This is a genomic window from uncultured Limnohabitans sp. (assembly GCF_937889215.1).
Classification (GTDB): Bacteria; Pseudomonadota; Gammaproteobacteria; order Burkholderiales; family Burkholderiaceae_C; genus Limnohabitans_A.
The window spans coordinates 1-5,512 of sequence record NZ_CALBEX010000247.1 but is presented as its reverse complement, the minus strand read 5'-3'; the positions used below and the strand labels follow the sequence as shown (position 1 = coordinate 5,512).

At 59.4% G+C, this 5,512-nt stretch carries 4 protein-coding genes and 1 pseudogene; 2 read left to right on the top strand and 3 right to left on the bottom strand.

Features of this window, described 5'->3' with window-relative positions; genetic code table 11:
• Positions 1-727: pseudogene (lgt, locus tag Q0341_RS06360) on the bottom strand (prolipoprotein diacylglyceryl transferase); the annotation flags it as partial.
• A gap of 103 nt (positions 728-830) precedes the next feature.
• Here lgt and ilvD point away from each other — a divergent pair.
• Positions 831-2,531 carry a dihydroxy-acid dehydratase gene (gene ilvD / locus Q0341_RS06355; RefSeq protein ID WP_299511295.1) on the top strand — a complete coding sequence of 567 codons (1,701 nt, stop codon included), beginning with the start codon at positions 831-833 and terminating at the stop codon, positions 2,529-2,531.
• 157 nt (positions 2,532-2,688) lie between these two features.
• Here the strand turns inward: ilvD and Q0341_RS06350 are convergent, their stop codons facing one another.
• Positions 2,689-3,096, bottom strand: coding sequence for a heme-binding protein (locus tag Q0341_RS06350; protein WP_299511294.1), 408 nt, complete (start codon positions 3,094-3,096; stop codon positions 2,689-2,691).
• A gap of 195 nt (positions 3,097-3,291) precedes the next feature.
• Here Q0341_RS06350 and Q0341_RS06345 point away from each other — a divergent pair, with 195 nt between their 5' ends.
• Positions 3,292-3,984 (top strand): Bax inhibitor-1/YccA family protein, encoded by a 693-nt coding sequence (locus Q0341_RS06345; protein WP_299511293.1) that lies wholly within the window; start codon positions 3,292-3,294, stop codon positions 3,982-3,984.
• Between the two features lie 92 nt (positions 3,985-4,076).
• On the opposite strand, the gene rlmD is transcribed toward Q0341_RS06345, so the two are convergent.
• Positions 4,077-5,498: a 23S rRNA (uracil(1939)-C(5))-methyltransferase RlmD gene (gene rlmD, locus Q0341_RS06340; RefSeq protein WP_299511296.1), complete on the bottom strand. Its 1,422-nt coding sequence runs from the start codon at positions 5,496-5,498 to the stop codon at positions 4,077-4,079.
• Between the last annotated feature and the right edge of the window lie 14 nt (positions 5,499-5,512).

Sequence of the window (5,512 nt, the reverse complement as noted above, 5' to 3'; positions counted from 1 at the left end):
GCCCCATGCTCATGCCCAGGCTCAAAAGCCCCAAGTGCGCATCGGGCTCGCGGAAAAACTCGGCCACAAAGCGGAAAACCCCATAGCCCAGCAAAAAGGCCCCGGACACCTGCCCCATGGGTCGGTCCTTGCGGGCAAACCACCACAGCAAGACAAACAGCAGCAAACCTTCCAACGCAATTTGGTACAGCTGGGACGGATGGCGCGGCAAATCACCCGCCCCCCGGAACACCATGCCCCACGGTAAAGAGGGATCGGCCACGCGGCCCCAGAGTTCGCCATTGAGGAAATTGCCCACACGCCCAGCGGCCAGCCCCGTGGGCACACATGGGGCTACAAAATCCATCACTTGCAAAAAAGAACGTTGTCGCGTGCGCGCAAACCAGACCATGGCCAGCATCACACCGAGCAAGCCGCCATGGAAACTCATGCCCCCTTGCCAGATGGCGAAAATTTCGAGCGGGTTGGACAGGTAATAAGCCGGTTTGTAAAACAGGCAATAACCCACGCGCCCGCCCAAGATGACGCCCAGCACACCCAAGAACAGGATGTCTTCCACATCGCGTTTTTGCCATTGCGGCAGGTTTTTGAAAGGCGCATGGCCCAGACGCCGCACGCCCAGCCATAAAAACAAGCCAAATGCGGCCAAATAAGTCAGGCCATATCAATGGATGGCCAAAGGGCCCAATTGCAGGGCGACGGGGTCAATTTGAGGATGGATCAGCATGCCCGGATTGTGCACCGGAGATGCCTCGCACTGGACACAAAGGCCCGGCAAGCGCCCGTTAGAATGTGGCGATCTTCTTTTGGGCTTTTACAGAGACACCACCATGAGCGACAAAATCATCCCGATCACCCCCATCAACAGCCGCAGCGCCAACATCACCGAGGGCAAGTCTCGCGCCCCCAACCGGTCGATGTACTACGCCATGGGCTATGAACAGAGCGATTTCGTCAAACCCATGGTGGGCGTGGCCAACGGTCACAGCACCATCACCCCCTGCAACAGCGGTCTGCAAAAATTGGCCGATGCCGCCATTGAGGGCATCGAAGCCGCCGGCGGTAACGCCCAAGTATTCGGCACCCCCACCATTTCGGACGGCATGGCCATGGGCACCGAGGGCATGAAGTACTCGCTGGTTTCTCGCGAGGTGATTGCCGACTGCGTGGAAACCTGCGTGCAAGGCCAGTGGATGGACGGTGTGCTGGTGGTCGGCGGTTGCGACAAGAACATGCCCGGTGGCCTGATGGGCATGCTGCGCGCCAACGTGCCGGCCATTTACGTGTACGGCGGCACCATTTTGCCGGGCCGTTACCAAAACAAAGACCTGAACATCGTGAGCGTTTTTGAAGCCGTGGGCGAGAATGCCGCAGGCAAGTTGAGCGACGAAGACCTGCTCGAAATCGAAAAGCGCGCCATTCCCGGCACCGGTTCGTGCGGCGGCATGTACACGGCCAACACCATGTCCTCGGCTTTTGAGGCGCTGGGCATTTCCTTGCCTTACTCTTCCACGATGGCCAACGTGCATGACGAAAAAGTAGAGTCAGCCAAGGAGTCGGCCCGCGTTTTGGTGGAAGCCATCCGCAAAGGCATCAAGCCGCGCGACATCGTGACCCGCAAAGCCATTGAAAACGCTGTGGCCGTGATCATGGCCACCGGTGGTTCGACCAATGCGGTGCTGCACTTTTTGGCAATTGCGCATTGCGCAGGCGTGGAATGGACCATCGACGACTTCGAACGCATTCGCCAGCGCACACCCGTGTTGTGCGACCTGAAACCCAGTGGCAAGGCTTTGGCCGTGGACCTGCATGTGGCCGGCGGCATTCCGCAAGTCATGAAAATTTTGCTCAACGCCGGTTTGCTGCACGGTGACTGCATCACCATCACCGGCCAGACCATTGCCGAGGTGCTCAAGGATGTGCCCGACGCGCCGCCGGAGCAAAGCGTGATCCACACCATTGAGAACGCCATGTACAAGCAAGGCCACTTGGCGATCTTGAAAGGCAATTTGTCGCCCGAAGGCGCTGTGGCCAAGATCACCGGCCTGAAAAACCCGGTCATCACCGGCCCAGCCCGCGTGTTCGACGACGAGCAATCGGCGCTCGAAGCCATTTTGGCGGGCAAAATTGTGGCCGGTGACGTGATGGTCTTGCGTTACCTCGGCCCCAAAGGCGGCCCCGGCATGCCAGAAATGCTGGCTCCTACGGGCGCTTTGATCGGTGCGGGTCTGGGTGAAAGCGTGGGCCTGATCACCGACGGCCGGTTCTCAGGCGGCACCTGGGGCATGGTGGTGGGCCACGTCGCCCCAGAAGCGGCAGCTGGCGGCAACATCGCGTTTGTGAATGAAGGCGACAGCATCACCATCGACGCGCACAAATTGGTGCTTGAGCTGAACGTGCCCGAGGCCGAAATTGCCAAGCGCCGTGAAGGCTGGACTGCACCTGAGCCCCGTTACACGCGTGGCGTGCAGGCCAAGTTTGCTTTCAACGCATCGAGCGCCAGCAAAGGGGCGGTCCTCGATCTGTATTGATCGCAGGCCACCCTGTTCTGCCCAACTGAAGTTGGGCGGCACTTTTACCAAGCTCAACAACAAGCTGTGCTGGCAGCGCCCCACAAAAAAGCCCGCTATTTTCGGCGGGCTTTTTTGCGTCCCAGCGGCTGCCAAGCAGCCACGGGTCGGGGGGATATCACAGACCGATGGCTGCGATGCCGGCTTTGGCGATCTGCGCGTCTTCGGTCGACTTGACGCCGCTGACACCCACTGCGCCCAAGCAAAAGCCGTCCTTCATGATCGGCACGCCGCCTTCAAGCATGCCTTGGATGGTCGGGGCCGACAGGAAGGACATGCGGCCACCGTTGATCACGTCTTCATAGACTTTGGATTCACGACGACCCAGGGCGGCCGTGTGGGCTTTGGCTGGGGCGATGTGAGATGAAATCGGTGGTGCGCCGTCCAAACGGGCGAAATGCAGCAAATGACCACCACCGTCAACAATCGCGATGCTGACATCCCAGTTGTTTTTCAGTGCTTCGGCTTCGGCTGCAGCGGCGATGGCTTTCACATCGGACAATTCCAAAGTGGCTTGAGTTTTCATGGTGTTTTAAAGACAAGGTTTAAAACACCAAGCATACACGGGCGCAGGCCCGCCCATTGCACACCCCAGCGCAAAACTGATTCACCCGGATAACCCCATGGCATGACGGAAATCCCGAGAACCATCGACCTTGTAGACCACGGCCTTTAGAATGAAAGACGGCCTTGATCCAAGGCAAGTTAAGGAGAAAACACCATGAGCGACCTTCGCACCCTCAATTCCGCTGGCTGGGGCCATGTGGACCTTGCGGCACGCAACCGCGTTTTGCGCAACACCTATTGGCTGCTCGCCCTGAGCATGCTGCCCACCGTGCTGGGCGCATGGGTCGGCGTGAGCACAGGCATCACCCAATCCCTGACAGGTTTTATGGGCCTGATTGTCTTCATGGGTGGCGCGTTCGGCTTCATGTTCGCCATCGAAAAAACCAAAAACTCTGCCGCTGGCGTGCCTGTGCTGCTGGCCTTCACCTTCTTCATGGGCCTGATGCTCTCGCGCATGATCGCCATGGTGCTGGGCTTCAAGAACGGTGCAGACTTGGTGATGACCGCTTTTGCAGGCACTGCCGGTGTGTTCTTCGTCATGGCCAGCCTGGCCAGCGTCATCAAGCGTGACCTGTCGGGCATGGGCAAATGGCTGTTCGTCGGGGCCATGGTTCTGATGGTGGGCGGCATCATCAACGTGTTTGTGGGCTCTACAGCCGGCATGCTGGTCATCTCTACCTTGGCCATCGGCATCTTCAGCGCTTTCTTGCTGTATGACCTCAAGCGCATCCTGGATGGCGGCGAGACCAACTACATCAGCGCCACCTTGGCCCTGTACCTGAGCGTGTTCAACATCTTTCAAAGCATGTTGGCCCTGCTGGGCATCATGGGCGGCGAGCGCGACTGATCGGCTTCATGCGACCCCAACAACAAAGGCTCCCTCGGGAGCCTTTGTTGTTGGGGTCGGGGCCTTGGGATGGCAACCGGCCGGTGGGCCGTTTAGGCCAACTCGAACACCGCCATGCTCTCCACATGGGCCGTGTGCGCAAACATGTTGATCACGCCCGCACTCACGCAGCGGTAGCCTGCATGGTGCACCAAGATGCCTGCATCACGGGCCAAAGTGGCAGGGTTGCAGCTGACATAGACAATGCGCTGAGGCGGCAGCCAACCCTGACGAAGTTCAGGCTTTTCGTGCAACTCGGCCAGTGCCTTGCTCAGGGCGAAAGCACCCTCACGCGGCGGGTCCACCAGCCATTTGTCGGCAGCGCCATCGGCCACCAGCATCTCGGGTGTCATCTCAAACAAGTTGCGCGCCACAAAAGACGTAGGGGCCAAGGCTTGGCCTTCGGGCCGTGCAGCCTGGTTGCGGGCGTAGTTGTCGCGTGAACGCGCCACCAGGGTTTCGGCCCCTTCGATGCCGAGCACCTGCCCCGCTTGTGTGGCGAGCGGCAGGGTGAAGTTGCCCAGGCCGCAGAACCAATCAATCACCCGCTCGGTCTTTTGCGCTTGCAACAAGCGCAGTGCTCGTGCGACCAGCACGCGGTTGATGAAGGGGTTGACCTGAGTGAAATCGGTGGGCCTGAAGGGCATGGTGATGCCAAAGTCGGGCAAGCCATAACTCAGCTGCGCCCCACCCTCGTCCAACAATTGCACCGTGTCCGGGCCTTTGGCTTGCAGCCACCACTGAATTTGGTGTTCGGCGGCAAACGCCCGCAACAAGGTTTTGTCGCCTTCGCTCAGGGGTTCCATGTGTCGCAGCACCAAGGCCGTGACGTCGTCGCCACAGGCCAACTCCAGCTGTGGCAATGTCTCGCGGGCATCCATCTGGCCGATCAAGGCACGCAAAGGCAGCAGCAATTGGCTGACATGGGGCGGCAAGACCGGACAAACCTTCATGTCAGCAACATAACGGCTTTTGCGCTCATGAAAGCCAATGAGCACTTGGCCCTTTTTGATCACATAGCGCACCGACAGCCGGGCACGGTAGCGGTAGCCCCAGGTTGGCCCCTCAATCGGGCGCAACATGGTTTCGGGTTTGACCTTGCCCAAATGCCAAAGGTTGTCTTCCAGCACCCGCTGCTTGACCGCCACTTGGGCCGAGGCCTCCAGGTGTTGCATCTTGCAGCCGCCGCAGGCGCCGGCATGCAGGCCGAAGTTCGGGCAACCTGGCCGAACACGTTGGGAGGACTCGCGGTGAATTTGTGTGACCGTGCCCTGCTCCCACTGGTTCTTTTTACGGTGCACATTAACCGACACCAATTCGAACGGCAAAGCACCTTCAATGAACACCACTTTGCCATCGGGTCGGCGGGCGATGCCCTGGGCATCCATGTCCAGTGAGCCAACACGCAGCCAGCCCTCGGGTAAATCGTCACTGCTGTGACCGGGTTCTTCGGCTTGGGTTTGGGAAAAGGAAATATCTGGATCACTCA